General features: G+C 37.3%; 1 protein-coding gene. It reads right to left on the reverse strand.

Annotated features, from left to right (window positions below):
* Positions 1-775: TolC family protein (locus FY049_RS22215; RefSeq protein WP_446084433.1), on the reverse strand; the 775-nt coding region annotated here is incomplete at both ends.

Consider the following 775-nt stretch of genomic DNA (forward strand, 5'->3'; position numbering starts at 1 on the left):
GATCATCGTAGGAATGGTATTCATTTCAGGGTCGTCATAAAGACCTGATTGTTTTACAAATTCATCAGGAATATTAAAATCCATTTGACTCACATCAAAACCCAATAATGTGCGTAATTTTTGTTCTTGTTGTTTTAAAAAATTTTGCTGAGTAATTAAGTAAGAACGAGCGTATTCAACATAGCTTTGTGCTTGTACAGGATCGGCATTACTGCTGATTCCTGCGTCTGCTCTTAAACGGGCAATCTCATGTAAACGACTGACCCCATTTAATTGATCTTGCGCTATTTTGATAATATTGCGATAGCGCAGTAAGGATAAAATATCTCGTGCGGTTTGGGTCGAGATATCATCAATACTGATTAATACATTGGCTTGCTCAACTGCCAATTTATTTTGTTGCGTGGTGACACTGGATTTTACTTTACCAAAATCATAAAGCAGTTGGTTGGCTTCAACTGAATACAATTGGCGACCTTTATCGTTGGAGGTAAAATCACCTGTATTCATACCCGCTTTTAACTGTGGGTAATATTGCGCTTTTGCCACGTCAATATTGGCATTTTGTCCTGCTAATGTTGAAATTGTTTGAGCAATATTGGGGTTTCTTTTTACTGCAATCTGAATCGCATCTTCAAGACTTAAGATTTTCCCTTGGCTTGAATACGCATGGGTTGTTTGTGTTTGCGCTTGTTCTAAATATAAATTATTGAGCGAAGCCTTTTGTCCAGTATATGGCTTTACAACAGGGAGTTGATTCTGATTGCCTATATGT

The organism is Acinetobacter sp. 1125_18A, from assembly GCF_052824985.1.